Origin of the sequence: Bradyrhizobium sp. 172, assembly GCF_023101065.1 — a bacterium.
GTDB lineage: Bacteria > Pseudomonadota > Alphaproteobacteria > Rhizobiales > Xanthobacteraceae > Bradyrhizobium > Bradyrhizobium canariense_D.
In genome coordinates this window covers 1,572,969-1,597,623 of sequence record NZ_CP064701.1, presented here as the reverse complement: position 1 = coordinate 1,597,623, position 24,655 = coordinate 1,572,969, and the positions used below count along the sequence as shown (strand labels likewise).

Here is a 24,655-nt window from a genome sequence, read left to right as displayed (position 1 = left end):
CACCTAGGCAATAATTGCCCAGTCGGCCTTTCCTGTGAAAGCAGCCGAATCTGTCGGGGCGGTTGCTTGCAAGGTCTTGCGGACTTTCTGAAGGGTATCGGAGCCGCCCGGTTCGGGGCGATGATCGCGGTCACCGCCGCGCTCGTCGGCTTTTTCGCGTTCGTCATCATGCGCGTCACCACGCCGCAGATGACGACGCTGTTCACCGACCTCAGCGTCGAGGACTCCTCGGGCATCATCAAGGACCTGGAGCGTCAGGGCATCCAGTTCGAGCTGCGCAACGAGGGCACCATCATCATGGTGCCCAAGGACAAGGTCACCCGGCTGCGGATGAAGCTCGCCGAGGGCGGCCTGCCCAAGGGCGGCGGCGTCGGCTACGAGGTGTTCGACAAGTCGGATGCGCTCGGCACCACCTCTTTCGTCCAGAACATCAACCATCTCCGCGCGCTGGAAGGCGAGCTCGCCCGCACCATCCGCGCCATCGACCGCATCCAGGCCGCCCGCGTCCATCTGGTGCTGCCCGAGCGCCCGCTGTTCTCGCGCGAGGCGCCGGAGCCGTCGGCCTCGATCGTGGTGCGGGTCCGCGGCGCGCTGGAAGCCCAGCAGATCCGCGCCATCCGCCACCTCGTCGCCTCGGCCGTGAACGGGCTGAAGCCGCAGCGGGTCTCGATCGTCGACGAGACCGGGCAGCTGCTCGCCGACGGCGCCCAGACCGATCCGGACCAGCAGATCGGCGACGAGCGCCGCACCGCCTTCGAGAAGCGGATGCGCAAGCAGGTCGAGGACATCGTCTCCTCCGTGGTGGGGACGGGACGCGCCCGGGTCCAGCTCTCCGCCGATTTCGACTTCAACAAGGTCACCCAGACCTCGGACAAGTACGATCCCGAAGGCCGCGTGCTGCGCTCGAGCCAGACCCGCGAAGAGCAGAGCATGACCGCCGACAACAACGGCCAGGTCACCGTCAACAACGAATTGCCGGGCAACCAGCAGAACGGCGGCGTTGCGGCCAAGGACCAGAGCAAGAAGAGCGAAGAGACCAACAATTACGAGATCTCCCGCACCACCAAGACCGAGGTGACCGAGGCCGGCCGGGTCAACCGCATCTCGGTCGCGGTGCTGGTCGACGGCATCTACTCCAAGAACGAGAAGGGCGATCTGGCCTACCAGGACCGCACCAAGGAGCAGCTCGACCGCATCGCCACGCTGGTGCGCTCGGCGATCGGCTTCGACCAGAAGCGCGGCGATCAGGTCGAGGTGGTCAATCTGCGCTTTGCCGATGCCCCCTCCACCCCCCCGATCGCCGAGCCGAGCGGCTTACTCGGCATGCTCCAGTTCACCAAGGACGACGTCATGTACTTCGTCGAGCTCGGCGTGATGATGCTGCTCGGCCTGGTCGTGCTGTTCCTGGTGGTCCGGCCGCTGGTCAAGCGCATCCTGGCATCCGACGAAGTCGCAGCCGCCATCTCCGGCGCCCTCACCGGTCCGGCGAGCGACGAGGCCGCGCCTGCCAGCCAGGCGCTCTTGCCGAGCGGCGCCGCGAGCGCGATCGACGTCGCCACGGTCCAGGGCCAGGTCCATGCCCAATCCGTCCATCGCGTCGGCGAACTCGCCGAGCGCAATCCCAACGAGACCGTCGCCATCATCCGCCAATGGCTGACCGAACCCACGAAATAATCGAGAAGTGATCTGATATGGCCGCCGCCCTGCAAAACGCCAATTCCAACGACATCACCAGCGTGATCTCCACGCTCGGTCAGCGTGCGGGCAGCCGCGGAGGCGCGAAGACCGAAGCGGTGGCGGGGCCGAAGCGCGCCGCGATCCTGATGCTGGCGCTCGGCGAGCAATATGGCGGCAAGATCTGGTCGCTGCTCGACGACGACGAGGTGCGCCAGCTCTCCCTGGAAATGTCGACGCTCGGCACTGTCGAGGTCGACACCGTGGAGGACATGCTGCTCGAATTCGTCTCGCGGATGTCGGCCTCCGGCGCGCTGATGGGCAATTTCGACGCCACCGAACGGCTGCTCCAGCAATACCTGGCCCCCGAGCGCGTCAACGGCATCATGGACGAAATCCGCGGCCCCGCCGGCCGCAACATGTGGGAGAAGCTCTCCAACGTGCAGGAAGAGGTGCTCGCCAACTATCTCAAGAACGAATATCCGCAGACCATCGCGGTGGTGCTGTCGAAGCTGAAGCCGGAACACGCCGCGCGCGTGCTCGGCATCTTCCCGGAGGACCTGGCGCTCGACGTCGTCAACCGCATGCTGAAGATGGAGGCGGTGCAGAAGGAGGTGATCGAGAGCGTGGAGAAGACGCTGCGCACCGAATTCATGTCCAATTTGTCACAGACCCGCCGACGCGACGCCCACGAGGTGATGGCGGAAATCTTCAACAATTTCGACCGCCAGACCGAAACGCGCTTCATCACCTCGCTGGAAGAGGACAACCGCGAATCGGCCGAGCGGATCAAGGCGCTGATGTTTACCTTCGACGACCTCGTGAAGCTGGATTCCGGCTCCGCCCAGACCCTGATGCGCAACGTCGACAAGGACAAGCTCGGCGTCGCGCTCAAGAGCGCCAACGAGGACGTCCGCAACTTCTTCTTCGGCAACATGTCCTCGCGTGCGGCAAAAATGCTCCAGGACGACATGGCGGCGATGGGCCCGGTCCGCCTGCGCGACGTCGACGAGGCTCAGGCGCTGCTGGTCAACCTCGCCAAGGATCTCGCCGCCAAGGGCGAGATCATGCTGACCAAGAACCGCGCCGACGACGAGCTGGTGTATTGATGGCCGCTCCGGCAAAATTCCTGTTCGACAACGACTTTGCAGCGCCCGACCGGACGCGCGAGAAGGCCGCCACCGCGGCCGAGATCGCCCAGAAGGTCGCGGAAGCCGAGGCGCGCGCCTATCAGGACGGCTTCGCCGCCGGCCAGCGCGAGGCCAAGGCCGAGAGCGACCGCCGTGTCGCGCTCGCCATGGAAGAGATCAACATCGCCATCCGCGGCATCGCTTCGGGCATCGGCAACATCGAATCCAAGATGGAAACCGAGGCGGTCGACGTCGCGGTCGCGGTGGCGCGCAAGCTGTGCGCCGATCTGGTCGCCGCCGAGCCGCTCGGCGAGATCGTCGCGCTGGTCAAGGACTGCTTCTCGCATCTGGTCGCGACGCCGCATCTCGTCGTCCGCATCAACGACGCGCTCTACGATTCCGCGCGCGAGAACATCGAGCGCCTGGCTAGGCAGAACGGCTTCGAAGGCCGGCTGGTGATTCTGGCCGAACCCGAGATTGCCACCGGCGACTGCCGGATCGAATGGGCCGATGGCGGCGTCGTGCTGGAGCGCGCCGCCATCACGGCCAAGATCGACGAAATGGTGGGACGCTATGTTGCGTCCCGCAGGGGGAGTTAAGCCATGAGCGACACTGACGGACAGGTCCCGCTGCCCGATCTCAACGGCCCGATGCCGCCTACCGGCACCGACGTCGGCTACAACGAGGACGAATACGCGACGCGCGCCGCCGCCGACCTCGAGGCCGTGTTCGACGTTCCGGTGCAGGTCTCGGCCGTGCTCGGCCGCTCCAAGATGGACGTCAGCGAGCTGTTGAAGCTCGGACCCGGGACCGTGCTCGAGCTCGACCGGCGCGTCGGCGAGGCCATCGACATCTATGTCAACAACAAGCTGGTCGCCCGCGGCGAAGTGGTCCTGGTCGAGGACAAGCTCGGCGTGACCATGACCGAAATCATCAAGACTGAACGCGCCTAAAGCGACGACGCGCGGCAGCGCGTCCAGACGGACAGGAGACTGATATGCGGCTTCTCATCGTTGGCACATTGAAGGGCCAGCTCACCACCGCCACCAAGATCGCGATGGCGAACGGCGCCACCGTGACCCACGCCGAGGATAACGAACAGGCAATGCGCGTGCTGCGCGGCGGCAAGGGTGCCGACCTGCTGCTGGTCGACGTCGCCCTCGACATCCGCGATCTCGTGATGCGGCTCGAGGCCGAGCACATCCACGCGCCGATCGTCGCCTGCGGCATCACCAACGACGCCCGCGCCGCGGTCGCCGCGATCCACGCCGGCGCCAAGGAATACATCCCGCTGCCGCCGGACCCGGAACTGATCGCGGCGGTGCTGGCTGCCGTCGCCAACGATTCCCGCGAGCTGGTCTATCGCGACGAGGCGATGGCCAAGGTGATCAAGCTCGCCCAGCAGATCGCAGGCTCGGACGCTTCGGTGATGATCACCGGCGAATCCGGGACAGGCAAGGAAGTGCTGGCTCGCTACGTCCACACCCGCTCGGCCCGCGCCAAGCGCCCGTTCATCTCGATCAACTGCGCCGCGATCCCCGAGCATCTGCTGGAGTCCGAGCTGTTCGGCCACGAGAAGGGTGCCTTCACCGGCGCGATCGCCCGCCGCATCGGCAAGTTCGAGGAGGCAACCGGCGGCACGCTGCTGCTCGACGAAATCTCGGAGATGGACGTCCGCCTGCAATCGAAACTGCTCCGCGCCATCCAGGAGCGCGTGATCGACCGTGTCGGCGGCACCAAGCCCGTCCCGGTGGACATCCGCATCATCGCGACCTCGAACCGCAACCTGGTGGACGCGGTGCGCGAGGGCACGTTCCGCGAGGACCTCTTGTTCCGGCTCAACGTCGTGAACCTGAAGATCCCGCCGCTGCGCGAGCGTCCCGCCGACATTCTCGAGCTCGCCCAGCACTTCGTGAAGAAATACGCCGAAGCCAATGGCGTGCCGATGCGCCCGATCTCGGCGGAAGCGCGCCGGGTGCTGTCCACCAACCGCTGGCAGGGCAACGTCCGCGAACTCGAAAACACCATGCACCGGTCAGTCCTGATGGCGCAGGGCGACGAGATCGGCGCCGATGCGATCCTCACGCCCGACGGCGACCGCCTCGACCTCGCCAAAACCGTGCCGGCCGTGGCCCATGCCACCATGGCCGCCGAGCAGGTGACGCGGGCCCTGGTTGGCCGCACCGTCGCCGACGTCGAGCGTGACCTGATCCTGGAGACGCTGAAGCACTGCCTCGGCAACCGGACCCATGCCGCCAATATCCTGGGCATCTCGATCCGTACGCTGCGCAACAAGCTCAACGAATATTCCGACGGCGGCATTCCGATCACGCCAGCGGGAACGCCGGGTGAATATCCACGCATGCCGATGGTGGGGGCGTAGGCGCTCTACGCTGACTGAGAGAAACGAATGCCCGGGCTGGTCCCGGGCATTTTTCTTTGAGAAGAACGCAAAGCAGTCACCACAATCCGTGGCTTCCGGCGAAAGTCAGGATCCATTACTCAGTGCGAACGGTAAGCCACGCCGACCCATTCGGAGCTACTCTTCCGCCGCGTGAAGCAGTTCACAATCAAACCACAACAAGATGGTTAAAGTCCTCGAGCCGCGCGACGTGATGTCGGGCAGAGCCGCATTGGTCTCGCGAAACGTCCTTTACATCGAAAGGGCATCCCATGAAGAACTCGTCGTGGACCATCTTCCGCCTCTCATTGATTGTAACGCTGCTCGCAGCGTCGGCGCCGCTTGCGCGCGCCGACGTGATCATGGATTGGAATGCAAAGGCCGACGCGATCGCCACTGAAAAGCAAATCCTTCCAGCGCCCCACAGCCGTGCCTTGTCTATGATGCACGTCGCGATGTTCGAGGCGGTCAACGCGATCGATCGCCGGTACGCGCCTTACAAGCTTGCCCTATCCGCGGATCGTTCGACGTCGCGGGAAGCTGCGGCCGCAGTTGCGGCTCACGACGTGCTGCTGTCGCTCTATCCGGACCTCAAGCCGGAGCTGGATGCGGCGCTGACGAGTTCTCTGGTGCCGATCGCCGACGGCGAGTCCAAGATCGCGGGCATCGGCCTCGGCAAGGAGGCCGCGATGCAGATCATCGCGCTTCGTGAGAACGATGGCAGCGCCGCCCTTGAAACTTACCGGCCCCTGACAACGGCGGGTGCCTACGTTCCGACGACCGTCCCGCTGTTCTCGATCGCGGGCGCGACGACGCCCTGGGTCATGACGTCCGGATCTCAGTATCGCCCCGGCCCGCCGCCGGCGCTCGGTTCAGAGCTGTGGACCCGGGACGTCAACGAAATCCGCGAGGTCGGCAGCCGAACAAGTGTGATCCGGACGCCCGAGCAAACCACGGTCGGTCGATTTTGGTTCTTTGTCGGTGCCCGCACCTACAATCCGATCGTGAGGCAGGCGGCAACGGCCAAGGGCATGGATCTCGTCGACTGCGCCCGGCTGTACGCGCTGACCTCAATTGCCGGCAACGACGCCTTCGTCGCCGTTTTCGACGCGAAGTACCACTACAATTTCTGGCGGCCGATCACGGCCATATGCAACGCCGACCTGACATCGAACGCAGCGACGCCTCGCGACGCATCCTGGCTGCCGCTGGGGGACACGCCGATGCATCCGGAATATCCCTGTGCTTACTGCATTACGTCGGCAGCGATTTCGACCGTGCTCCAGACCATCGTTGGAGATTTCGGCGAGTTCTCGGTGACCAGCCCCACGGCACCAGGCGTCACCCGCAAATGGACGCGGCTCCAGGACTATAGCGACGAAGTCTCCAACGCCCGTATCTGGGCCGGCTTTCACTATCGGTTCTCGACCGAGATCGGCAAGGAGATGGGCCGGAAGATCGGCGCGCTGACCGTCGCCACGCAGCTTCGCGGCGTGGAAGCGATGGCGGAGCCGAGGCGTTAGCCGGTTGCCACACGCTCAACTTCGTTCTGGCGAAAGCCGGGACGACGTGGAAGGCACGGTGCGTCCAATTCCGTGGACCGGCGACATGGCCGCACCGCGTTCTCCGACTAGGTCACACCGGCGCTAGGCCCTATAACCCGCGTGAGAACCACGCGAGGGTCAACATGTCTCAAGCTCAAATCACGGACTGGCTGGCGACGCAGCGGCAGGCGATGATCGACCTGCTGCGCGATGTCGTGAACATCGATTCCGGGTCGTATGACAAGGAAGGCGTCGATGCGGTCGGGGCGCGGTTCGAGCGGCATTTCGCCGAGCATGGCATTCCGTTCCGGCGCGAAAGCCATGCCACATTCGGCGATGCCATCCATGCCGAAGTCGCAAAGCCCGGCAGCAACGAGAAGCCGGTGCTGTTGATGGGACATCGCGACACCGTGTTCGGCAAGGGCGAGGCCGCGCGGCGTCCGTTCACGATTCAAGACAAGCGCGCCTATGGTCCTGGTGTTGCCGACATGAAGTCCGGCGTCGTCATGAACATATTCGTCGCAACCGCGTTCCACAAATTCGGCGGCAACCCGCACCCGATCAAGCTGCTGATCACCTCGGACGAGGAGATCGGCTCGCCCTCCTCGCGGCCGGTGATCGAGCGCGAAGGGCGCGCCGCGCGCGCCGTGTTCAATTCCGAGCCGGGCCGCCCGACCGGCAATATCGTCACGGGGCGCAAGGGCGGCATCTTCATGCATGTCGCGATCACCGGCAAAGCCGCGCATTCCGGCGCCAATTTCGCCGCCGGCGTCAGCGCGATCGGCGAGCTCGCGCACAAGATCGTCCATATCCACGCGCTGACTGATCTCGACAAGGGCATCACGCTCAATGTCGGCCTCGTCTCGGGCGGGCAGTCCGTCAACACGACGGCGCCTTACGCCGAAGGACAGATCGACCTGCGCTACGTCGATCCGGCGGACCGCGCGAGGGTGATGGCCGCGATCGAGACCATCATCGCGACGTCCTACGTTCCTGGCACCAGCGCGACGCTGACGGTCAAAGGCGAGTTCGTGCCGGTGGTACAGAGCGCCGATTCAAGGGCGCTGTTCGAGAACTATCAGGCCGCCGCAAGGCAGGCCGGCCTCACCACGCTCCAGGGCGAGTTCTCCGGCGGCTGCGCCGATTCCGGCTTCACCGCCGCGGTCGGGACACCGACCATCTGCGGGCTCGGCCCGGTCGGCGGGCTCGCGCACTCGCCGGAGGAATATCTCGAGCTCGACAGCATCGTGCCGCGCGCACAGGCGCTGGCGCTGGCGATCTTGCGGGGGTAAAAACAGGTGCCGCGCCCGCCCGCGAAAACCTCACGAATAGCTCGGCGCATCCGGCCTGCGGAAGATCTGGATGGGGTCGCCCGGCACGATCGGATGGCCGCTGAACATCGCATAGGCATAGAGCGCGAGATAGGCGATCGCGAGCGCGCCGACCGCATAGAAGGCCCAGGTCGCGACGCGTTTCATCATTGCGCTCCATTGCTGTCCCGGCGGGAGGCTCAGGCAGCGCTTCTAGAGCGATGAGGAGGAAAACGCCAGCCTGCACGGCCTGTCGCCGGCGGCGATCAAATGCCGCGCCGTACCTGGGTGGGAACGCTGACGTCCGCAAGCCGGAGTGCGTCTTCGTCCTGATCCACCGCCACGTACTGGCCGTGCCAATAGGCCAGCGCAGCGTTGCGGGTCGAATTCCTGACGTCTCTGACACGCCCGATGATGATCCCGTGCGAATGGCGCTCGAAGATCTCTTCGACCTCGCAATCGACGGCGGACAATGCGCCAACCAGCAGCGGAACACCCGAGACCGCCGTCACCCATCTGGCGCCCGCGAAACGATCGGCACCCTTGAGCCCGCCCTTGCCGGCAAAGCGCTCGGCGATGTCGAGCTGATCGGCCGCGAGGATGTTCACGCCGAAGGCGCCGTGGCGCCGGATCAGCGGGAAGGAGGAGGCGTCGCGGTTGATGCTGACGATCAGCGTCGGCGGATCGACCGAGAACGAGCTGACCGAGGTGACGGTCATGCCGGTGATGTCCTTGCCCCGTCCGGCGGTGATGACGCTGACGCCGCCGGTAAGGTGGCGCATGGCGCCGCGGAAATCGGCGGAGGAGACGGCATTTTCGGTCATGAGATCGCGGGGCACTACATTCATGGCTTCGTCCCCAAGCGGGGTCCCTGTCTATCTAGGTACGATCGTCCGCCGACAAAAGGTGGCTCAGGATCGAGCCTTCGAGACCCGCGAGCTCGGCCGAACCGCGTTGGCGGGGCCGGGCCGTGTTAACCACGACGTCATGGGCGATCCGCCCTTCCTCGATCACCAGCACCCGGTCGGCCAGCGCGACCGCCTCGGCGACATCGTGGGTCACCAGGATCGCGGTAAAGCCCTGGTCGCGCCAGACGCGCTCCAGCAACCGTTGCATCGAGATGCGGGTCAACGCGTCCAGCGCGCCAAGCGGCTCGTCGAAGGCGAGCACGCGGGGGCGCGAGACCAGCGCGCGGGCAAGCGCCACGCGCTGCTTCTGGCCGCCCGACAGCACCGAGGGCCACTGGTCGCGCTTGTCGGTCAGTCCGACTTCGGTCAACGCCTTATCGGCGCGTGTATGCGCATCACTGGATGGACGATCGCGGCCAAGGCCGACCTCGACATTGGAGAGAACGCGGGCCCAGGGCAACAGCCGAGGCTCCTGGAACATCACGCGGATATCCTCGGGCTTCACCGCGTCGCCCAGCGAGATGCTGCCGGCTTCGAACTTCTCCAGGCCGGCGATGAGGCGCAGCAGCGTGCTCTTGCCGCAGCCGCTCTTGCCCACGATGGCGACGAACTGGCCGGCGGGGATCTGCAGGTCGATGCCACGCAGCACCTCGTTGTCGCCGTAGGATTTGCGCAGGCCGCAGATGCTGAGCGGCAGGCCAGAGGTCTGCACCGGGCGCTCCTCGCGCACGACGCGGGCGTGAGGCGCGAAATTGGCCCGGCTGGCGAGTTCGGTGTCCGGAAGGGAGGTACGAAGGGCTGTCTGCATGTGATTCCCAGTATGTCTGCTCAGCGTTTCCAATAAGCGGGGTGCCAGGAGAGCGTCAGGCGCTCCAGCACGCGGGAGGCGCTGTCGGCGAGCTTGCCGAGCAGCGCGTAGATCAGGATCGAGAGCACCACGACGTCGATCAGCATGAACTCGCGCGCCTGCATCGCCATGTAGCCGAGCCCCGAGGACGCCGCGATGGTCTCCGCGACGATCAGGGTCAACCACATGATGCCGAGGGCGAAGCGGATGCCGACGAAGATCGAGGGCAGCGCGCCCGGGAAGATCACGCGGCGGAACAGCTCGCCGTCGCTCATGCCGTAGATCCGCCCCATCTCGATCAGCTGCGGGTCGACGGTGCGGATGCCGTGCAGCGTGTTGAGGTAGATCGGGAAGAACACGCCGAGCGCGACCAAAAACAGCTTCGCGCTCTCGTCGATGCCGAACCACAGGATGACCAGCGGGATCAGCGCCAGATGCGGCACGTTGCGCACCATCTGCAGCGTGGTGTCGGTGAGCTTTGACGACAGCTGCGACAGGCCATTGGCGAGGCCGAAGGCAAAGCCGATGCTGCCGCCGATCAGGAAGCCGATCGAGGCGCGCCAGAACGAGACCCAGATGTTGCGAACGAGCTCGCCGGAGAGCAGCAGCTTCCAGCCCGCAAGCAACACGTCGCTCGGCGCCGGCAGCACCCGCGTCGGCACGAAGCCGGTGACGCTGGCGACCTGCCAGATCGCAATGATGGCGAGCGGCACGATCCACTGGATCAGGCCGTCGACGCGCGGCAGGCGCAAACTGCGGGGAAGTGAAACGCTGTCGATCAGACTCATGACTGCGACACCTTCTGTTGCGGACGGAAGTCGCTGCCGACCGTTTCACCAAAAGGACCACCGTTGAAGTGCAGCCTGGTCACGTTGCTGGGCTGCTCCAGCGAGAGCAGCGGAAACACCAGCTCGGCGAAACGATAGGCTTCTTCCAGATGCGGGTAGCCCGACATGATGAAGGTATCGATGCCGATGTCCTGATACTCCCGAATGCGGGCCGCGACCGTCTGGGCGTCGCCGACCAGCGCCGTGCCAGCGCCGCCGCGCACGAGGCCGACACCGGCCCACAGGTTCGGCGCGATCTCGAGCTTGTCGCGCTTGCCGCCGTGAAGCTGCGCCATGCGCTGCTGGCCAACCGAATCCATCCGCGCAAAGTTCTTCTGCGCGGTCGCAATGGTTTCGTCGCTGACGTGCTTGATCAGCTCATTCGCCGCACGCCAGGCCGCGTCATTGGTCTCGCGGACAATCACGTGGAGCCGGATGCCGAAGGATAGTTTTCGACCGCGAGTTGCTGCGACCTCCCTCACCCTCGCGATCTTCTCGGCGACTAAGGCCGGCGGCTCGCCCCAGGTGAGATATTTGTCGACGGTGTCGACGGCGACGTCGATACCGGCATCCGACGAACCGCCGAAATAGAGCGGCGGACGCGGCGACTGAACCGGCGGAAACAGCAGCTTGCCGCCTTCGACATGGATGTGCTTGCCCTCGACATTGACGGTCTTGCCGGCGAGCAGCTCGCCATAGACGTTGAGGAACTCGCGGGTGACCTCGTAGCGCTCGTCATGGGCGAGGAAGATGCCGTCGCCCTTGTTCTCGACGGGATCGCCGCCGGTGACGACGTTGACCAGGAGCCGGCCGTTGGTGATGCGGTCCAGCGTCGCGGTCATGCGCGCGGCCACGCTCGGCGATTGCAGGCCGGGCTTGACCGCCACGAGATAGCGCAGCCGCTCGGTGAACGGCGCGACCGAGGAGGCGACGATCCAGGAATCCTCGCAAGACCGCCCGGTCGGCAGCAGCACGCCGAAATAGCCGAGCTGGTCGGCGGCCTGCGCGATCTGGCGCAGATAGTTGAAATTGACCTCGCGGCCGCCGATGCCGGTGCCGAGATAGCGGCCGTCGCCATGGGTCGGCAGGAACCAGAGGATGTTGGCGTTCGCTTGCTTGCTCATTTGTTTGCTCATGATCCTGGCTTCCGGGCCACGTCGGAAATCTTGATGGATTTGGGAATCAGGTTGAGCGCGAAGAACGCGTCCGCAACCTGCTGCTGATTGGCGATGACGGCATCGGTCAGCGGCTTGATGCCGTAGGATTGCCGCTTCAGCGCGACCTCGACCACCGGGACTGACAGGCCGATGGACGGCGCCAGCTGCTCGGCAACTGCGTGGATGTCGCCCTTGGCCCAGTCATCGACCGCGCTCAGCTCGGCCAGCACGGCGTCGACGATCCTCGGATTGGTTTCGAGGAATTTCTTCGAGGAGAAATAGAACTGGTAGTTGGCGACGATGCCGGTGCCGTCGGCGAGCGTGCGGGCGCCGGTCGCGGCTTCCGCGGCGGCCTGGAACGGATCCCAGATCACCCACGCATCGACCGCGCCGCGCTCGAAAGCGGCGCGCGCATCGGCTGGTGCGAGAAACACCGGCTCGATCTCGGAATATTTGACGCCGGCTTTCTCCAGCGCCTTGACCAGGAGGTAGTGGACATTGGAGCCCTTGTTGAGCGCGACCTTCTTGCCTTTGAGGTCGGCGACCGATTTCAGCGGGCTGTCTTTTGGCACCAGGATCGCCTCGCCCTTCGGCGCCGGCGGCTCGTAGGCGACATACTGGATCGGCGCGCCGGCGGCTTGCGCGAAGATCGGCGGGGCTTCGCCGGTGTTGCCGAAATCGATCGCGCCGATATTGAGCGCCTCGAGAAGCGGCGGGCCGGAGGGGAATTCGGTCCACACCACCTTGTAGCCGTCGGCAGCTAACTTCGGCTCCAGCGTGCCCTTGCTCTTGAGCAGCACCAGCTTGCCGTATTTCTGGTAGCCGATGCGGACGACCTTGTCCTGTCCGTAGGAGGTGCCGACCGCGGCGGCGACGATGCCGATCGACAGCACGATGGCTGCGATCAGACGCTGGATGATACGCCTCATGTTCAAACCCTTTTGAATGGGAAGGCTGGTTGGCACGATCAGGCTGCCGGGTTGCGCCAGACGATGTCGCGGATCACGATCGGCTTCGGGATCAGGCCGAGCTTGTGGAAGCGGTCGGCGACGCCCTGCTGGGTCGTGACGATGTCGTCGGTGACCGGGCCGACCACGAAATTCGCGCGATTGGCGGCGACGGTCTGGATGTCCAGTGGAACGCCGGTGACCGCGGCGAGCGATTTGGCGACCTCGTCGCGGTGCTGTTCGGCCCATTGACCAGCCGCGGTCGTCACATCGATGATCTGCTGCAGGATGGCGCCGTGATTCCTGGCGAATTCGCGGTTGGCGATGAAGAAGGAATTGGTCTTGGTGACTTCGCGCGCATTGATCAGGATGCGGCCGCCCTGCTTGGTCTCGCCGATCGCGAAATACGGATCCCAGATCGCCCAGGCCTCGATGCTGCCATTGGCAAAGGCAGGCCCGGCATCCGGCGGCGTCAGATAGACCGGCGTGATATCGGCATAGGTCAGGCCGGCTTTCTCGAGCGTCTGCACCACGATGTTGTGGGCGCTGGAGCCCTTGGTGAAGCCGACGCGCTTGCCTTTCAAGTCGGCGATGCCGCGGATCGGCGAATCCTTCGGCACCAGGATGCCCTGCCCGTTGGTGATGGGCTGGCCGGCGGCATAGACGATCGCCGCGCCCGCGGCCTGGGCGAACACCGGCGGGGAGTCGCCGACCGCGCCGAAATCGATGCTACCGACATTCATTGCCTCCATCATCGGAGGCCCCGACGAGAACTCGACCCATTTCACGTCGATGCCCAGGGGCGCGAAATGCTTTTCCAGGGCGGCCTGCTGACGCGTGATAACCAGCACGCCGGTCTTCTGGTAGCCGACACGAATGTCCTTCACCGCGCCTTGTGACGTTGCTTGCGCGTTGGCGTGCGAAACGAATGCGGCGGCTGCCGCAGTTCCAACGGATAGTTTGAGAAAATCCCGACGTTGCATCCGACACTCCCGGCCGCGTGCGGCCGTCCTTCATTCGTGCTCGGGAATGATGGGGCGGCTTATCGGAGGTGTCGAGACGCGCGGAAAAATAGCGATGCATGCACTGCGCACGTGGCGGAGCGCATGATTAATCTTTCGATCCACGGAGCGAACGCAGGGGATATTTTTCCGCACGCGAATGTGAAAAACGCACGCAACCGAGCCGAGAAATTAAAAATCGCGAAAACAACCCCATGCACAGTAGCCGGGGCGCGCGAAAACAATGACTTACGCTTATCCGAAATTGACCTTGACTCGTCGGGCAAAACAGGAGCAGGATGGCATCGTGGCGGCGTTGCGGATGGACCGGTCCCTGCCGGCCTAATGCAGCCATCTCACCGGTAGATTCTGCAGCCCGCGAAAGGCCCATCCGCCGATCCGTACCGGCTCGTCGTCGGCGATCTCGAGCCGGCCGGCACGGGCGAACAAGGTCGGCAGTGCGACGTCGGCAATCATGGCGCGCGAGGCCCAGGCGCCGGCGCAGAAATGCGGACCGGCGCCGAACGCGACGCTCTTGGCCGTATCACGCCGCACGTCGAACTGGTCGGCGCGCTCAAAATGCTTCTCGTCGCGGTTGGCGGAGCCGAACATGAGGAATACGCGTTCATCGGTTTCGAACGCGACGTCGCGGATCGTCCACGGCTTTGCGATGCGCCGCGGCGACATGCCGATCGGCGAGATCCAGCGGGCATATTCCTCGAAGGCCTGGAGCCACGTCACCTCGCCCTTGCGCACGAGATCGAGCTGGTCGGGATGGGTCAGCAGCGCCCACACCGTGCCGGCGATCGCCTTGCGCGGCTCGTTCTGGCCGCCGGAGATCGCGAGCTTGACGTTGGCGCGCACGCTCTCCATCGCCATGCCGGACGCGAGGAGCACGCCGAGGATACTCTGGTCGGGATGCTTGCGCATCACCGGCAGGATGTCGTCGATCGCGGCATCGATGCCCGACGTCGCTGCATGGCAACGCGCCTCGACGGCCGCGTCGCCGCTGTAATTGGCGATGCCCTCGATCATGCCCTGTGACCAGGCGTCCATGTCCGCAAAGCCGATATTGGTGAGGCCGGTGATCGACTTCAGGCATTCGCCGGAGAACGGCAACGCGAAGTCGCGCATGAAATCGATCCGCCCGGGCTCGATCGCTTCGATGATGCGGTCGGCATGGGCCTGGAACAGCGCGGCCCAGTGCGCCTTCACCGTCTTCGGCGACACCGTTGGAAACATCGCGCGGCGCTCGACCTGATGCGCCTCGCCGTCCTTGCGCATCATGTTGTGGCCCATCAGCCGGTTCATCAGGCCCGCGGGCTGGTGCGAGGAGAACACGTCGATCTGCTTCTCGGAGATCGAGATATCGTCGCGGCTCGTCAGCAGTGTCGAGCCGAGCTGCGGCACGAAGGCGATCGGCGCCTCCTTGCGCATCGTTGCCAGCATCGGATATGGATCGGCCCAGAATGCGGCCGGGTCGATGTCGATGCGCGGCGCGGTGCTCAAGCTTCGCTCCATTGCTGTTCGCCACCGAGGTTAGCGGCTTCAGGAGGCGCCGTCTGTCCCCAGCGATTGGGACAGCTTCAGTTCAGGCCGCGCGGGCCGGCGAGCAGGCGCAGCACGATCGCAAACAGCTCGCTTTGTGACGAGATGCCGAGCCGCTCATAGGCGCGCTTGCGATAGGTTAGCGTCGAATGCAGGCTGATGCCGAGCGTCTGCGAGATCGCCTCGGAGCTGAAGCCGGAGAGGATGCGCCGGCAAACGTCCTGCTCGCGCGGGGTGAGGCTGGCGAGCGGCGCGCGCGTCGCGAAGAGCGCGGCGAGAGACTGCTCGGTCGTCGCAGCCGAGCCGTGCTGGAAATGGCGTGCCACGCTCGCACTGATGGCCGGTGCGATGGCCTGAAGCCGCGCACGCTGGGGGGCGCTGAAGCGGCCCTGGACAGCGATGCGATAGAAATTGACGTAGAAGCAGGTGTCGTCGACCCAGATCGCGGTCGCGCATTTGTCGACGATGCCGGAATCCACAAAGAACATTTTTCGGTAGCGGGCGCCGTACATGCGCGGCGCGAAGGCGGGCAGCACGAGCGTGGCGCGGCCCTCGCCTTCGAACAGCGCATCGCGGTTGGGATCGGATTGGTGGAACTGGCCGGCATAGGCAGCGCCGAGATCGCCGCCGATCGGGATGTTGCCGGCATCGAGCAGGCAGTGTGCGGCGCCCGCGCGGCTCAGCGCGAACACCATGCAATGCCCGACCCCGGCCTGCCGACGCAACGTCTCGATCAGGACATCAGGGAAATCCGGGCGACCGATGGCAAGCACGGCGGGCGTGACATCCCCAGCTGCCGGATTTGCGGGCGTCCCGCGAGGGCGCATCGTTTTCTCCCCATCGCCTTTTGACGAAATTTATCAGCAATGGCCGCGCAGCGGAAGGCGGGTGTCGCCCGATATCTCCTGCCACGTCGCCGAGCCGGCGGACGAAGGGGCTCAGGAAGCACTTTTGGCAGAATCCTGTCCATTGCTTTTCCCTTGGCCAGCTCATCGATCAGCTTGTCCAGGTAGCGGATCTCTCGCATCGTGGGTTCTTTGACGTCCTCGACCCGGACGCCGCAAACCACGCCTGTGATCAGGGTTCGCGAAGGATTGATCTTTGGGGCCTTCGCAAAGAAGGTTTCGAAGTCCGTCCCCTGCTCCAGTTGAGCTTCCAATTCCGTCTGACCATAGCCCGTCAGCCAGGAGATGACCTGATCGACCTCTGCTTTGGTACGTCCTTTCTTCTCCGCCTTCGCAACGTAAAGCGGGTAAACGCTTGCGAAGCTGGTGGTATAGATCCTGTGTTTCGCCATAACCACTCCATGGATCTCGCTGCGGCCGAAGGCCTTATACGATATCATCGATGGAGTTGCCTGTAGAGGTTCTGACTGAGAAGCCCCGCGAAGCAATATACGGCGGCAAATGCGCTCCATCAAAGCGCCAGTGATATCGGTCACTGAGCGTTCAAGGCAGTTGCGGCACTCTGCATCGTGCCAGCGCAACCACGTTCCGGGCGGCCGCTGAGGTGACTGTCTCGACAGTGTTTTGCCGGCACCCCCTGCTAGGTTAGCAGAATTCGCACCCAGCAGGGTATGCTCGGATGTGAAGCTTACTCCAAGGCAAAGGCGCAGCTATGTTCAAGGTCGAACCCACGCTTGAAAATCTCGCATCGCATATCCAGCGGCAGGACCGGTCACTGAAGGCTATGAGTTGGAGCGTTTTGGGGGCTACGATCCTGGCGGCTGCGGCGATCATTTCATCGCAATGGCATGCGACCGCTAATGCCGATACAGTCAAGGCCAAGACCCTGTCTGTGGAAACAATTGCCTTACGAAATGGCACCGGCAAAATCGTCGCCTTGATCTCATCCACTTCCGACGGAACGCCGCACATCTCGCTCTTGGATAGCCGCGAGAAGGTGCGTCTCAGCATCGGGCTTCGCCAGGATGGCGTACCTTCGGTGTCGCTCCTCGATACGGAGCAGGGTCAGCGGGCAGTGCTGTCCCTGAACGATCATCAGGATGCGTCCTTGACGATGTACAATGCTGCAAAACTTCCCCGTGCGACGCTCGCTGTGGACTCCGTCAGCTCGGGTCACATGGTTCTCTTCGGGACCGGCGGTGGTCTAAACTTCTCCGCTTTGGATGGCCGCGTGCAGTGGACTCCGGCGGGCGGAGCCGTTCAGAACATCCAGACGAAAACCCAATCCAAATAAACTCAGCCGGCCGCAGCGGCGAAAGACCCTACCCCGCCGCCGCCTTCGCCGGCGGAACGTTGATCGCGAGCTTGCCATAGCGGTCGGTGAACGCCTGCGTGTCGATCTCCTCGAGCTTGATCTCGCCGCTCATGACGCCCTGCTTCCAGGCCGCCTGCGCGGGATCGTTCTGGAATTCCGGCATCACCTCGCGGCCGAACAGCTCCAGCGATTCGCAGATGTGCTCGTGGCTGTTCTTGCCCGCCTGGTTCAGCAGGATGACCTGGTCGATATGCGAGCCCTGGAAGCGCTTTAGCTTCCTGCGGATCGTCTCGGGCGAGCCGATCAGTCCGCCGCGCAGCGCAGCCTCCTGCGCCTCGGGATTGTCGCGTTTCCACTTGTTGTACTCGTCCCACATGTTGACGGTATAGGGCGCCGGACGCTGGCGATTCTGCGACGCGCCGTAGAAGCGTAGCGCGAACTGGAAGAAGGTGGCGCCGTCGGCGCGCGCACGCGCCTCCTCGTCCGTCTTTGCGCACATGAAGAACGACACCAGCGCCATGTTCGGGTTGATCTCGTAGTCGGCGAGCTTGGCGAGACGCTTGGTCATGGCGTTGTAATAGGCGTGCACCCAGGCGTGCGCGGCGTCTGCGCTGACGAACTGGAAGCCGAGCGCACCAAAGCCCTGGCGGCCGGCGCGCTCGATGGTCGGCAGCTGCGAGCAGGCCATCCACAATGGCGGATGCGGCTTCTGCACCGGTTTTGGCACGACGTTGCGCAACGGGATGTCGAAATATTTGCCGTGGTGCTCGCTTCCTGGGTCCTTGAACATCGGGAAGATCGCGGCGACGGCCTCCTCGAACACCTCTTTCTTGGTCTCCATGTCGCGGCCGAACGGCGTGAGCTCGGTGATGGAGGCGCTCTCGCCCATGCCGAATTCGCAGCGGCCGTTGGAGAGCAGATCGAGCACCGCGACGCGCTCGGCGACACGTGCGGGGTGGTTGGTCGTGAGCTGGAGGATGCCGTGGCCGAGCCGGATGTTCTTGGTGCGCTGGCTCGCGGCTGCGAGAAACGATTCCGGCGAGGGCGAATGCGAGTATTCTTCGAGGAAGTGATGCTCGACAACCCAGGCGTGGTCGTAGCCGAGGCTGTCTGCGAGTTCCATCTGCGACAGCGCGTTCTGATAGAGGCTGAGCTCGTCGCCGGCCACCCACGGCCGTGGCAGTTGCAGCTCATAGAAGATGCCGAACTTCATGACGCCGTCTCTCCCAGGTTTTGTTGCAAGTTTTCTTGCAAATTTTCTTGCCGCTTATGTTTTTGTTGCGGGCATCTTAATGGGCGGGGCGGCGCTGTCTACGCAGTCGCAATTCCGCCTTGCGGGAGAAGGTGCTTTTCGGCGCGGCGGCCATTCAGGACCACGCCGATGAAGGTGAAGCGCACCAGCAGATGATAGCTCGCCAGCATCGGAGGAAGCGCGACGACGAGAAGAACACCGAACTTGATCAGACCGGGCCAGTCGAGCTGCGACAGCGCGACCTGCAGCGCCATCACGATCGGCAGGTGGATCAGATAGACCCAGTAGGATGCATCGGCGAGATAGCGCCAGGTCGGGCTGAAGCCGGACATGAAGCGGAGCGCGAGGCCGATGACCGCAAAGGTCGAAATCCATATCGCCGGCGCATACAGGATCACGGAGACAAGCCGGAGCGTGGCGAAGCCGAAAGGCAGTTTCAGTGCCCCCGGCGCGGACGTCATCGCCCCAACCAGCACGAAACTGATCAGGATCAGAGTGATTGCGAGCAGAAGATGCGGGAGCCAGCGCCGCTCAATCAGTCGCAGCAGATCGATCTGCCGATGCAGCAGCCAGCCGATCGCGAAGGCGGTGCCGAAGCCAATCCAGGCCTGCGCGTTGGTGACGAGCGATTGATCCGGCGTCCTCACGCCCGTCACGTTGATCCAGCGTTGGTCGAGGCAGAAGGCGGCGCCGATCGGGATTGCCAGAACAAGGGGGGCCAGCGGACTTTTCATGATCCCGGCGAAGACGCGGTCAATCACCGCTCGCCACCTGCCTGACGCATCTAGCCAGACAAATGCGCCGCGCAGCAGCAGCACGACGACATAAAGCTCCAGCAGCACATAGATGAACCAGAGATGGGTCAGGGGGAAATTCGGCAGCACCGGTGGCCAGCTGCGGGACCAGCCGCCGTTCGGGAAATGAGACGCCCAGATCGCGATGAAGTACATGGGCGTGAACAGGATCGGCCAACCCGTGCGCAACTATCCGGAGCAGCCGCCGGTGATCCCGCACACGATCGACGGCTATCAGATCGACCTCAACGGCAACAAGTGCCTGTCCTGCCATGCGCGGGCGCGCATCGCGGAATCGCAGGCGCCGATGGTCTCGATCACCCACTTCATGGACCGCGACGGCCAGTTTCTGGCTTCGATCTCGCCGCGCCGCTTCTTCTGCACGGAATGCCACGTGCCGCAGAACACCGCCAATCCGCCCGTCAGCAACGACTTCACCGACATCGACACGCTGCTGTCGCGCGCAAGCCCCGGTGGCCGCCGATGACGACGACCGCTGATGAACCCGGCGAGGGACTGAAGGCCAGACGCGGCTTCGTCGCGCGAAGCTGGGACTTCGCGCGCGAGCTCTGGCAGGTGCTGATCCGTCCGAGCTCGGTGTTCGGGCTCGGCGTGCTGGTGCTGGCGGGCTTCATGGCCGGCGTGATCTTCTGGGGCGGCTTCAACACCGCGCTGGAATTGACCAACACCGAAAAATTTTGCACCGGCTGCCACGAGATGAAGGACAACGTCTTCGCCGAGCTGAAGTCGACCATCCATTTCGCCAACCGCTCCGGCGTGCGCGCGACCTGTCCGGATTGCCACGTGCCGCACAACTGGACCGACAAGATCGCCCGCAAGATGCAGGCCTCCAAGGAGGTCTGGGGCAAGATCTTCGGCACGATCGACACCCGCGAGAAATTCCAGGATCACCGGCTCGAACTGGCGGCGCATGAATGGGCGCGCTTCAAGTCCAACGATTCGCTGGAATGCCGGAACTGCCACAGCGCCGATTCCATGGACATCACCAAGCAGTCGCCGCGCGCCTCGGTCGCGCACCAGCGCTTCCTGTTCACCAAGGAAAAGACCTGCATCGACTGCCACAAGGGCATCGCCCACCATCTGCCCGACATGCGCGGCGTTCCCGGCTGGCAATAGGGCGCCCCGCCCGGCTTGAACCAGCGGTGCGAATGGTTAGTTTTGGGGCTGGCGAATCGCTCCGTTTTCGCCCCCTCCTCAAGACAGACATGGCCACATTCACCCCGCATCAGGATGCCGCGCTCAAGGCCGTTGGCGACTGGCTCAAGGCCAAACCCGGCCGCAACGGCACGCCGCCGGTGTTCCGCCTGTTCGGCTATGCCGGCACCGGCAAGACCACGCTGGCGCGGCACATCGCCGACGGCGTCGACGGCGAGGTGAAGTTCGCCGCCTTCACCGGCAAGGCGGCGCTGGTCATGCGCAACAAGGGGTGCGACGAAGCCTCCACCATCCATTCGCTGATCTACCGCACCCGCGAATCCGGTGAGGAGCAGCCCAGCTTCGAGCTGTGGGACGACGCCCCGGCCTCCAAGGCCAAGCTGATCGTGATCGACGAATGCTCGATGGTCGATGCCGAACTGGGCCGCGACCTGATGTCGTTCGACTGCCCGCTGCTGGTGCTGGGCGATCCCGCGCAGCTGCCGCCGATCCAGGGCGGCGGCTTCTTCACCAATACCGAGCCCGACGCGATGCTGACCGAGGTGCACCGCCAGGCCCAGGACGATCCGATCGTGCGGATGTCGATGGACGTCCGCGAGGGCCGCGAGCTCGACATCGGCCGCTACGGCGAGAGCGAGGTGGTGTCGCGCAAGGAGCTCGACCCTGATCGCGTCATGGCCGCCGACCAGGTGCTGGTCGGCCGCAACAACACGCGACGCGCGTACAACATGCGGGTGCGCCAGCGCCAGAACATCGAGGACATCTTCCCCGTCGCCGGCGACAAGCTGGTCTGCCTGCGCAACAACCGCAAGAAGGGCCTGTTCAACGGCGGGCTGTGGCGCGTGAAGTCGCGCAACACCTCGCGCTCGAAATCCCGCATTCTCAGCATGAGACTGTCGCCGGACGAGGATCTCGGCCACAAGGTGACCAAGGTCTCGGTGCGCGCCGATTGCTTCGAGGGCGGCGTCGAGGCGATCGCCTGGGAGCAGCGCAAGCCCTATGACGAGTTCGACTACGGCTACGTGCTGACCGTGCACAAGTCGCAGGGCTCGCAATGGGACGACGTCGTGCTGTTCGACGAGAGCTTTGCGTTTCAGGAGAGCCGGGCGAGGTGGCTGTACACGGGCATCACGCGGGCGGCGAAGCGGCTGAGCATCGTGGTTTGAAACTGCGGTAGTCCGGATGGAGCGCAGCGTAATCCGGGGTTAGCTCCGCGATCGTGATTCCCGGATTTCGCTGCGCTCCACCCGGGCTACGAAGTCACTTCCCCGCGACGAAATAAAAATCCTCGCGCCCCGGCGGCGAGCCGTAGGAAAACGGCTGCTGCTCGTGCTTGGTCACAAGCCAGACATCGTCGCGAACGATGTCGAACAGTTTTCGGATCTCGACGCGCGGCATCTTGATCTCGCGAGCGAGCGCGGTGGCGAACGGGCTGTCGGCGCCGCCGTCGCCATCCATCGCGGTCTCGCCGTGCTTGGCGGCGTAGACCACCATGAAGCCGGCGCCCGGCTCGATGTTGGAAAAGCCCTTGTCCACGAGCTTGAGCGACAGCGTGCGCTGCATGGTCGGCGCGAACGGATTGTCGCGACAGGCATCCAGCATCACCAGACGCACTTTTCGCGCAGCGCCCACCGCCGCGATCACCTGCTCCAGCGCGACCGCCTGGGTCTCGGCGTCCCTGTCGGCGGCGAGCTTGGCGTCGACGGGAACGAGATAATTCACGCCGCCGATCTCGAACCCGTGGCCGGCATAATAGACCACCGCCCAATCCGCCTTCTCCGCCTCGGCGGCAAACGTCTGCAACGCTTCGAAGAACTTGTCGCGGGTGAGGTCGCTGACGGATATCACGGTCTGGAAGCCGACATCGCGCAGCGCGGCTGCGATCATTTTCGAGTCGCGTGGCGGATTGGGCAAGGCGTGGACGTTCTTGTAGGCGCCGTTCCCGATCACCAGCGCCACACGGCGCCCCGTGGATCCGGCCGGTGCCTGCGGGGTCAGCGCGGCCAATCGCTCCTGCGCGATCGCGCGGGCGCGCGCGACGTCGAGCTCGTCGAACTTCGTCAGCGAATAGGCCGCCGCACGATAGTCGGCACGGGCCTGGGCGAGATCCTTCTTGCGCTCGTAGATCTGGCCGCGACCTGAATGTGCCCGGACGTTGTTCGGGTTGATCTGGATGGCCGTGTTGTAGTCCTTCAGCGCGGCGTCGAAATCGCCCTTCAACATGTTGACGTCGGCGCGATTGTTGATCGCGTACGTGTTCTTCGGCTGCTTCTCGATTAGGCCGTTGCAGTCGGCGAAGGCCTGGTCGAACTTGCCCATCATGCCGTAGGTGATGCAGCGGTTGCCGGTGATCTGCTGCGCGGCCGGTTCGATCTTCTCGGCCTCCGCGAAATCGGCAATCGCGCCGTCAAAATCCTGCATCAGCGTGCGCACGCGGGCGCGGTTGGTGTAGCCGAGCAGGAACCTGGGCGCGTATTTGATCGACAGGTTGAAATCGTCGAGCGCGCTTTGCAGCGCACCCCGGCGCAACTGGATGACGCCGCGGTTGTTGTAGGGGACACCGTAGGTCGGGCGCTTCTGGAGCGCGAGGTCGTAGTCCGCCATCGCATGATCGTCCTGGCCCGTCCGCTCATAGGCGAGGCCGCGCAAATTGAGCGTGACGACGTTGTCGGGATCGAGGTCGACGGCCATGGACAAGGTCTCGATGGCGTGGCCGTAGTCGCGCTTGTTGAGCAGTGTGTTACCGCGCACGGAGAGCGCGATGGCCTTGTCCTTGCCGGTGAGCCGGTCGGCGTTGAGCAGCTTGTCGCAGGCCTGCGCCCTCGCCTGTGCATCCGCCTGGCGGTCGCGGCAAATGGCGAGGTCGTCGCCGGGTTGCGGTTCGGCCGCCGCGAGCGAGCTCCAGCCGGCCAGGATGGCGAGCACGACGACGAGGGTCAGGGATGCCACGCGCAGCATGTTGTCAGGTCAGCTCCAGCCACGATTCTCTTAAGTCGATCACCGATCGCGCCGGTTCATCTAGCGCGGAGTTCCGGTCGTCGCCAAGCCGGGCCGCTGGAGGCGGCGCGTTTCACGGACTCGTGTCCCTCCGGCCGTAACAATCGCCCGGTCCGCCCGTATCTCGAATGTCCGAAAATGCCGGGCAGGCTGTTCGCCCGGCCCCAACCGCCCTAGACTGTCAGACCTTCCGAAAGAGGATCGCCATGCGCCGACCTGCCGTCCTGTCCCTGCTCGCCGCAACCACCGCACTGACGCTGGCCTTTGCCGCGCCGACCCGGGCCGCAGAGGATGCGGTCGTGATCCCCGCTCCTGCCGTTGATGTGGCCCCCGCAAGCGGGATCCAGACCGCCGTGATCGCCGGCGGCTGCTTCTGGGGCGTGCAGGGCGTGTTCCAGCACACCGCGGGCGTCGTCAACGCGGTCTCCGGCTACGCCGGCGGCACCAAGGCGACGGCCGACTACCAGACCGTCTCGAGCGGCCGGACCGGCCACGCGGAATCCGTCGAGATCAAATACGACCCCAAGAAGATCTCCTACGGCAAGATCCTGCAGATCTACTTCTCGGTGGCGCACGACCCGACCCAGCTCAACCGGCAGGGCCCCGACACCGGTCCGCAATATCGCTCGGCGATCTTCACCACGTCCGACGAACAGAAGAAGGTGGCCGAGGCCTATATCGCCCAGCTCAACGGCGCCAAGGTCTTCAGCAAGCCGATCGCGACCAAGGTCGGCGCGCTGGAGGCATTCTATCCGGCGGAGGCCTATCACCAGGATTATCTGACCCTGCACCCGAACCAGCCCTATATCGCCTACAACGACCTTCCGAAGGTCGAGAACCTGAAAAAGCTGTTCGCGGATAACTATATCGAGAAGCCGACGCTGGTGAGCGCCAGCAAGGCCACCAACTGAAAAAACGGGAG

Annotated in this window: 23 protein-coding genes and 2 pseudogenes; 12 read left to right on the top strand and 13 right to left on the bottom strand. The window is 64.5% G+C overall.

Going from position 1 to position 24,655, the window contains the following annotated elements; genetic code table 11:
* Positions 1–66: 66 nt before the first annotated feature.
* The 7 genes from fliF (at position 67) to IVB07_RS07595 (ending at position 8,041) form a co-directional block, all read left to right on the top strand.
* Positions 67–1,674 (top strand): flagellar basal-body MS-ring/collar protein FliF, encoded by a 1,608-nt coding sequence (gene fliF / locus IVB07_RS07625; protein ID WP_085349194.1) that lies wholly within the window; start codon positions 67–69, stop codon positions 1,672–1,674.
* 17 nt (positions 1,675–1,691) lie between these two features.
* Positions 1,692–2,783, top strand: coding sequence for a flagellar motor switch protein FliG (fliG, locus tag IVB07_RS07620; RefSeq protein WP_018453886.1), 1,092 nt, complete (start codon positions 1,692–1,694; stop codon positions 2,781–2,783).
* Positions 2,783–3,403, top strand: coding sequence for a FliH/SctL family protein (locus IVB07_RS07615; RefSeq protein ID WP_018453885.1), 621 nt, complete (start codon positions 2,783–2,785; stop codon positions 3,401–3,403). Before fliG ends, IVB07_RS07615 begins: the two co-directional genes overlap by 1 nt.
* Before the next feature lie 3 nt (positions 3,404–3,406).
* Complete coding sequence (gene fliN / locus IVB07_RS07610) at positions 3,407–3,757, top strand: flagellar motor switch protein FliN (RefSeq protein WP_007596160.1); 351 nt, start codon at positions 3,407–3,409, stop codon at positions 3,755–3,757.
* Positions 3,758–3,801: 44 nt separating this feature from the next.
* Positions 3,802–5,187 carry a sigma-54 dependent transcriptional regulator gene (locus IVB07_RS07605; protein WP_026232617.1) on the top strand — a complete coding sequence of 462 codons (1,386 nt, stop codon included), beginning with the start codon at positions 3,802–3,804 and terminating at the stop codon, positions 5,185–5,187.
* A gap of 290 nt (positions 5,188–5,477) precedes the next feature.
* Complete coding sequence (locus IVB07_RS07600; protein WP_247767536.1) at positions 5,478–6,728, top strand: vanadium-dependent haloperoxidase; 1,251 nt, start codon at positions 5,478–5,480, stop codon at positions 6,726–6,728.
* 164 nt (positions 6,729–6,892) lie between these two features.
* Positions 6,893–8,041, top strand: a complete 1,149-nt coding sequence (locus IVB07_RS07595; RefSeq protein ID WP_085349193.1) for a M20 family metallopeptidase — start codon at positions 6,893–6,895, stop codon at positions 8,039–8,041.
* A gap of 30 nt (positions 8,042–8,071) precedes the next feature.
* On the opposite strand, the gene IVB07_RS07590 is transcribed toward IVB07_RS07595, so the two are convergent.
* The 10 genes and pseudogenes from IVB07_RS07590 to IVB07_RS07545 all read right to left on the bottom strand — a co-directional run.
* Positions 8,072–8,227 carry a hypothetical protein gene (locus tag IVB07_RS07590; protein WP_007596165.1) on the bottom strand — a complete coding sequence of 52 codons (156 nt, stop codon included), beginning with the start codon at positions 8,225–8,227 and terminating at the stop codon, positions 8,072–8,074.
* A 98-nt stretch (positions 8,228–8,325) separates the two neighbouring features.
* Complete coding sequence (locus IVB07_RS07585) at positions 8,326–8,907, bottom strand: flavin reductase family protein (protein ID WP_026232615.1); 582 nt, start codon at positions 8,905–8,907, stop codon at positions 8,326–8,328.
* Between the two features lie 31 nt (positions 8,908–8,938).
* On the bottom strand, positions 8,939–9,775 hold the full coding sequence (locus tag IVB07_RS07580; protein WP_018453879.1) for an ATP-binding cassette domain-containing protein: 837 nt from the start codon (positions 9,773–9,775) through the stop codon (positions 8,939–8,941).
* 20 nt (positions 9,776–9,795) lie between these two features.
* Entirely contained in the window at positions 9,796–10,602 is an 807-nt protein-coding gene (ssuC, locus tag IVB07_RS07575; protein ID WP_018453878.1) for an aliphatic sulfonate ABC transporter permease SsuC, read from the bottom strand.
* Entirely contained in the window at positions 10,599–11,765 is a 1,167-nt protein-coding gene (ssuD, locus tag IVB07_RS07570) for an FMNH2-dependent alkanesulfonate monooxygenase (protein ID WP_245288374.1), read from the bottom strand. Before ssuD ends, ssuC begins: the two co-directional genes overlap by 4 nt.
* 8 nt (positions 11,766–11,773) lie before the next feature.
* Positions 11,774–12,727: a sulfonate ABC transporter substrate-binding protein gene (locus IVB07_RS07565; RefSeq protein ID WP_018453876.1), complete on the bottom strand. Its 954-nt coding sequence runs from the start codon at positions 12,725–12,727 to the stop codon at positions 11,774–11,776.
* Between the two features lie 38 nt (positions 12,728–12,765).
* Positions 12,766–13,728: a sulfonate ABC transporter substrate-binding protein gene (locus tag IVB07_RS07560; RefSeq protein ID WP_026232614.1), complete on the bottom strand. Its 963-nt coding sequence runs from the start codon at positions 13,726–13,728 to the stop codon at positions 12,766–12,768.
* Between the two features lie 360 nt (positions 13,729–14,088).
* Positions 14,089–15,255, bottom strand: coding sequence for a cytochrome P450 (locus IVB07_RS07555; protein WP_247294072.1), 1,167 nt, complete (start codon positions 15,253–15,255; stop codon positions 14,089–14,091).
* 77 nt (positions 15,256–15,332) lie between these two features.
* Positions 15,333–16,121, bottom strand: coding sequence for a helix-turn-helix transcriptional regulator (locus tag IVB07_RS07550; RefSeq protein ID WP_026232612.1), 789 nt, complete (start codon positions 16,119–16,121; stop codon positions 15,333–15,335).
* A 128-nt stretch (positions 16,122–16,249) separates the two neighbouring features.
* Positions 16,250–16,591: pseudogene (locus tag IVB07_RS07545) on the bottom strand (DUF2200 domain-containing protein); the annotation flags it as partial.
* 320 nt (positions 16,592–16,911) lie between these two features.
* Between IVB07_RS07545 and IVB07_RS07540 the strand changes: the two are divergent.
* The gene (locus IVB07_RS07540) at positions 16,912–17,493 is read left to right on the top strand and encodes a hypothetical protein (protein ID WP_018453871.1); all 582 of its coding nucleotides are present in this window, start codon (positions 16,912–16,914) and stop codon (positions 17,491–17,493) included.
* A 28-nt stretch (positions 17,494–17,521) separates the two neighbouring features.
* Here IVB07_RS07540 and IVB07_RS07535 read toward each other — a convergent pair whose 3' ends face one another.
* Positions 17,522–18,727, bottom strand: a complete 1,206-nt coding sequence (locus tag IVB07_RS07535) for an LLM class flavin-dependent oxidoreductase (protein ID WP_247767535.1) — start codon at positions 18,725–18,727, stop codon at positions 17,522–17,524.
* Positions 18,728–18,825: 98 nt separating this feature from the next.
* Positions 18,826–19,716: an acyltransferase family protein gene (locus IVB07_RS07530; protein WP_018453869.1), complete on the bottom strand. Its 891-nt coding sequence runs from the start codon at positions 19,714–19,716 to the stop codon at positions 18,826–18,828.
* A 25-nt stretch (positions 19,717–19,741) separates the two neighbouring features.
* On the opposite strand from IVB07_RS07530, the pseudogene IVB07_RS07525 reads away from it, so the two are divergent.
* The 3 genes and pseudogenes from IVB07_RS07525 to IVB07_RS07515 all read left to right on the top strand — a co-directional run.
* Positions 19,742–20,047: pseudogene (locus tag IVB07_RS07525) on the top strand (nitrate reductase cytochrome c-type subunit); the annotation flags it as partial.
* Entirely contained in the window at positions 20,044–20,697 is a 654-nt protein-coding gene (locus IVB07_RS07520; protein WP_018453867.1) for a NapC/NirT family cytochrome c, read from the top strand. The pseudogene IVB07_RS07525 and the gene IVB07_RS07520, both read left to right, overlap by 4 nt.
* Before the next feature lie 89 nt (positions 20,698–20,786).
* On the top strand, positions 20,787–21,902 hold the full coding sequence (locus IVB07_RS07515) for an ATP-dependent RecD-like DNA helicase (RefSeq protein ID WP_018453866.1): 1,116 nt from the start codon (positions 20,787–20,789) through the stop codon (positions 21,900–21,902).
* A gap of 94 nt (positions 21,903–21,996) precedes the next feature.
* Here the strand turns inward: IVB07_RS07515 and IVB07_RS07510 are convergent, their stop codons facing one another.
* Positions 21,997–23,694 (bottom strand): caspase family protein, encoded by a 1,698-nt coding sequence (locus tag IVB07_RS07510; RefSeq protein ID WP_085359416.1) that lies wholly within the window; start codon positions 23,692–23,694, stop codon positions 21,997–21,999.
* A 245-nt stretch (positions 23,695–23,939) separates the two neighbouring features.
* Here IVB07_RS07510 and msrA point away from each other — a divergent pair, with 245 nt between their 5' ends.
* Positions 23,940–24,644 (top strand): peptide-methionine (S)-S-oxide reductase MsrA, encoded by a 705-nt coding sequence (gene msrA, locus IVB07_RS07505; protein ID WP_018453864.1) that lies wholly within the window; start codon positions 23,940–23,942, stop codon positions 24,642–24,644.
* The last annotated feature ends 11 nt before the right edge of the window (positions 24,645–24,655 follow it).

What these genes read in the sequence shown, in the direction of transcription:
- IVB07_RS07600 (WP_247767536.1), top strand. Translation starts at nt 5,478, where the DNA reads ATGAAGAACTCGTCGTGGACCATCTTCCGCCTCTCATTGATTGTAACG.
- IVB07_RS07585 (WP_026232615.1), bottom strand. Translation starts at nt 8,907, where the DNA reads ATGAATGTAGTGCCCCGCGATCTCATGACCGAAAATGCCGTCTCCTCC.
- ssuD (WP_245288374.1), bottom strand. Translation starts at nt 11,765, where the DNA reads ATGAGCAAGCAAGCGAACGCCAACATCCTCTGGTTCCTGCCGACCCAT.
- IVB07_RS07520 (WP_018453867.1), top strand. Translation starts at nt 20,044, where the DNA reads ATGACGACGACCGCTGATGAACCCGGCGAGGGACTGAAGGCCAGACGC.
- msrA (WP_018453864.1), top strand. Translation starts at nt 23,940, where the DNA reads ATGCGCCGACCTGCCGTCCTGTCCCTGCTCGCCGCAACCACCGCACTG.
- ssuC (WP_018453878.1), bottom strand. Translation starts at nt 10,602, where the DNA reads ATGAGTCTGATCGACAGCGTTTCACTTCCCCGCAGTTTGCGCCTGCCG.
- IVB07_RS07535 (WP_247767535.1), bottom strand. Translation starts at nt 18,727, where the DNA reads ATGAAGTTCGGCATCTTCTATGAGCTGCAACTGCCACGGCCGTGGGTG.
- IVB07_RS07615 (WP_018453885.1), top strand. Translation starts at nt 2,783, where the DNA reads ATGGCCGCTCCGGCAAAATTCCTGTTCGACAACGACTTTGCAGCGCCC.
- IVB07_RS07550 (WP_026232612.1), bottom strand. Translation starts at nt 16,121, where the DNA reads ATGCGCCCTCGCGGGACGCCCGCAAATCCGGCAGCTGGGGATGTCACG.
- fliN (WP_007596160.1), top strand. Translation starts at nt 3,407, where the DNA reads ATGAGCGACACTGACGGACAGGTCCCGCTGCCCGATCTCAACGGCCCG.
- IVB07_RS07565 (WP_018453876.1), bottom strand. Translation starts at nt 12,727, where the DNA reads ATGAGGCGTATCATCCAGCGTCTGATCGCAGCCATCGTGCTGTCGATC.
- IVB07_RS07560 (WP_026232614.1), bottom strand. Translation starts at nt 13,728, where the DNA reads ATGCAACGTCGGGATTTTCTCAAACTATCCGTTGGAACTGCGGCAGCC.
- IVB07_RS07605 (WP_026232617.1), top strand. Translation starts at nt 3,802, where the DNA reads ATGCGGCTTCTCATCGTTGGCACATTGAAGGGCCAGCTCACCACCGCC.
- IVB07_RS07510 (WP_085359416.1), bottom strand. Translation starts at nt 23,694, where the DNA reads ATGCTGCGCGTGGCATCCCTGACCCTCGTCGTCGTGCTCGCCATCCTG.
- IVB07_RS07580 (WP_018453879.1), bottom strand. Translation starts at nt 9,775, where the DNA reads ATGCAGACAGCCCTTCGTACCTCCCTTCCGGACACCGAACTCGCCAGC.
- IVB07_RS07515 (WP_018453866.1), top strand. Translation starts at nt 20,787, where the DNA reads ATGGCCACATTCACCCCGCATCAGGATGCCGCGCTCAAGGCCGTTGGC.
- IVB07_RS07590 (WP_007596165.1), bottom strand. Translation starts at nt 8,227, where the DNA reads ATGAAACGCGTCGCGACCTGGGCCTTCTATGCGGTCGGCGCGCTCGCG.
- fliG (WP_018453886.1), top strand. Translation starts at nt 1,692, where the DNA reads ATGGCCGCCGCCCTGCAAAACGCCAATTCCAACGACATCACCAGCGTG.
- IVB07_RS07595 (WP_085349193.1), top strand. Translation starts at nt 6,893, where the DNA reads ATGTCTCAAGCTCAAATCACGGACTGGCTGGCGACGCAGCGGCAGGCG.
- IVB07_RS07540 (WP_018453871.1), top strand. Translation starts at nt 16,912, where the DNA reads ATGTTCAAGGTCGAACCCACGCTTGAAAATCTCGCATCGCATATCCAG.
- IVB07_RS07530 (WP_018453869.1), bottom strand. Translation starts at nt 19,716, where the DNA reads ATGTACTTCATCGCGATCTGGGCGTCTCATTTCCCGAACGGCGGCTGG.